The organism is Amycolatopsis ruanii (genome assembly GCF_003385175.1).
In the GTDB taxonomy this organism is placed as follows: Bacteria; Actinomycetota; Actinomycetes; order Mycobacteriales; family Pseudonocardiaceae; genus Amycolatopsis_E; species Amycolatopsis_E thermalba.
Window position 1 is genome coordinate 1 of record NZ_PQHY01000159.1, and the last position, 2,727, is coordinate 2,727.

Here is a 2,727-nt window from a genome sequence, read left to right on the forward strand (position 1 = left end):
GCGGGGAGGGCTGACCCTAGAAGGGAGGTGTGGTGTCGATGGCAGCCCGGAGGGGCGGTCGCGGCGGGGAGGCTGGAGTGTGGCCGGGAGTGGGTTGCCGTGGCGACCGAGCCGCGGGTGGGGTGGCTGCAGGAGGGGAGGGCCAACCCCGATGGGCTCGCGGTGCACCCCGCGGGATGGGCGACCGCGGCGCGAGGCCGCGGGGTGGCCGGGCGGGCTGCGATAGCGGCCGAGCCCCCAGGATGGCTGCACGGGGTCCGCGCTCGCACCCTGTGGCGGCCGGCTGGACAACGACCAACGGCCCGCCGGTGAGTGATCACCGACGGGCCGTCGAGCCGGAGAGTGCGCGATACTGGGATTGAACCAGTGACCTCTACCGTGTCAAGGTAGCGCTCTCCCGCTGAGCTAATCGCGCGAGGTGGAGACGGGATTCGAACCCGTGTACACGGCTTTGCAGGCCGTTGCCTCGCCTCTCGGCCACTCCACCGTGCGGGCCCGAGTGGGCTCCCCGAGCGGACGACGGGATTCGAACCCGCGACCCTCACCTTGGCAAGGTGATGCGCTACCAGCTGCGCTACGTCCGCCTACCGTGACTCCGGGTTCCGGTGAAGGCCCCCGTCGTCGTGGTGTGAGAGAACAATATCCGACCCGGCAACCCGCGAAAACAGGGGGGTGGGTGTTCCACGCCCCCAGCGCGGGTGCTATCCAAGATCGTTGGGGATCAGGTGGGTCAGCGCGTCGTCCAGGTCGATCCACAGGTGCTCGTTGCCCGGCAGCACCACGTCGTAGGTGCGGTCCAGGAAGTCGGCCAGCTCCTGGGCGGAGGCCTCGAACACGGCGTGCCCGGACGGCGAGTTCAGCTCGATCATCACCGACTCGGGGTCCTCGACCGAGGGGCGGATGCGGACGTCGCCGTCACCGGCCTCGGCCAGCAGGCCGTCGGCGAGCAGGTCGCGGGCGTACACCCATTCGACCCAGCCGGCGCGGCCGGTCCGGAACGCCGCCACGACCGCGTACGGGTCGCGGGTGTCGTACCGCAGCTCCACCTTCACGGGCACGGCCGGGGCACGCGGCGCCAGGAGGTCGAACACCGCTGTGGAGCGGAGCGTCACGTGGTCGTTGCGCATCGTCTTACCTTTCGTCTCCCTTCACGGCCCGCTCGGCCGAGCTTCGAGTGTGAGACGCACGAACCCACCGTCTCGCTTCGCGAACTCCCCGGGCTTCACCCGGACGGGTTCGCGCACCTCTCGCACTCGCGCTCGCGCGGTACCGGCCTGCGGGACCGGCCTCGCTGATCGTCTACCCACACATACTGCTCGGTTCAACGCGGGCAGGACAGCACGGCTTCGCAGCCTGGCACGTGACCTGGATCGCTCCACGGGCGGGGGCGACCTCGATCACCTCGGGCTTCTCCGCAGCGTGTCGGGTCGTATCCGCAGCGTGTGGCCCAAAGACCACCCGTTTGCAGTGCCCGGCAGGCTATCCGCTAGAGTTCCTTCTCGTACGGACGGGGGCGATTAGCTCAGCGGGAGAGCGCTTCGTTCACACCGAAGAGGTCACTGGTTCGATCCCAGTATCGCCCACCACCGAAACCGGCCCCAGGTGAAGCCTGAAGTTCAGTCCCAAGGCTTCCAACCTGGGGCTGTTCTGTTTCATTCCGGCACGGGTTCCACGTCACTCGGGCGCGGGAGACGGCCGTCACCCGCCCCCTTTCTCCGGTTCGTTCCGGCGTGACGGCTGTGTGAAGCGGTGTGGTCGCGGTAACATGAAACGCTCACTCCTGCTGATGAAACGAGGTGAGTTCGCTGTCGCCGCACCGGAACTCCGACGAACCTCCCTCCACCGAAGACCGCGACTACTCGCTGCGCGCCGTCGACCGGGTCTGCGCCATCCTCAACCTGCTGCAGGAGTCCGTGGACGGGATCACCCTCAACGAGGTGGTCGAGGCCACCGGAATGCCGAAGTCCTCGGCCTACCGCTACCTGTGGACCCTGGAGGCCCACCGCTACGTCGAGCGCGACGAGGTCACCGGGCTGTGCCGGCTGGGGCTGGGGTTCCTCGGCATGCAGTCCCGCCACCTCGAGCTGCTGCGCGAGCGGGTGCGGCCGTGGCTGGAGAGCGTGCGCGACGAGTTCGGCGAGACGGCGAACCTCGGGCTGCTGGACAGCGACCACATCATCTACATCGACATCATCGAAAGCCGCCGCGGCGTCCGGCTGGCCGCCTCGCGCGGCGACCGTGACCCGCTGCACTCCACCGCGCTCGGCAAGGCGATCACGGCCCACCTGCCCGAGGCCCGCGTGCGGGAGCTGCTCGGGCGGTCCGGAATGCCGGCGCGCACCGATCGCACCATCGTCACCGTCGAGGACTACCTCACCGAGCTGGACAAGGTCCGCGCCCAGGGCTTCGCGGTGGACGACGGCGAGAACGAGGCCGACGGGCGGTGCGTGGCCGTGCCACTGCTCGGGACGAACCTGCCCGCCGCGATTTCGCTGAGCGCGCCCGCGGCGCGGTTCCCGCAGCGGGACGTGCCCGCGGCGGCGAAGGCGTTGCAACGGATCGCGGAGCAGATTTCCACTCGGCCTTCGGGGGAAGTGGCGTAGGGCGCTACGCGCGTATCTGAACTGCGCCGGCTTCGCTACGCCCGGATTGAGCCTCCCGAACCCGATCTTTCAGTGCTCGGCAACCGATGTGGGCTGGGGATCGGGTGCGGGAGGGGGAGTGGTT

Annotated in this window: 2 protein-coding genes and 4 tRNA genes; 2 read left to right on the forward strand and 4 right to left on the reverse strand. The window is 69.3% G+C overall.

Annotated elements, in window-relative coordinates; translation table 11 throughout:
- Nucleotides 1-343: 343 nt before the first annotated feature.
- The 4 genes from D0D28_RS35300 to D0D28_RS35315 form a co-directional block, all read right to left on the reverse strand.
- Nucleotides 344-415: transfer RNA gene (locus D0D28_RS35300), tRNA-Val, on the reverse strand.
- Between the two features lies 1 nt (nucleotide 416).
- Nucleotides 417-487 (reverse strand) — tRNA-Cys (locus D0D28_RS35305).
- 24 nt (nucleotides 488-511) lie between these two features.
- Nucleotides 512-584: transfer RNA gene (locus tag D0D28_RS35310), tRNA-Gly, on the reverse strand.
- Between the two features lie 117 nt (nucleotides 585-701).
- Nucleotides 702-1,127 carry an SsgA family sporulation/cell division regulator gene (locus D0D28_RS35315; protein WP_094007105.1) on the reverse strand — a complete coding sequence of 142 codons (426 nt, stop codon included), beginning with the start codon at nucleotides 1,125-1,127 and terminating at the stop codon, nucleotides 702-704.
- A 384-nt stretch (nucleotides 1,128-1,511) separates the two neighbouring features.
- Here D0D28_RS35315 and D0D28_RS35320 point away from each other — a divergent pair.
- Nucleotides 1,512-1,586 (forward strand) — tRNA-Val (locus tag D0D28_RS35320).
- Nucleotides 1,587-1,796: 210 nt separating this feature from the next.
- On the forward strand, nucleotides 1,797-2,603 hold the full coding sequence (locus tag D0D28_RS35325; protein ID WP_116115538.1) for an IclR family transcriptional regulator: 807 nt from the start codon (nucleotides 1,797-1,799) through the stop codon (nucleotides 2,601-2,603).
- The last annotated feature ends 124 nt before the right edge of the window (nucleotides 2,604-2,727 follow it).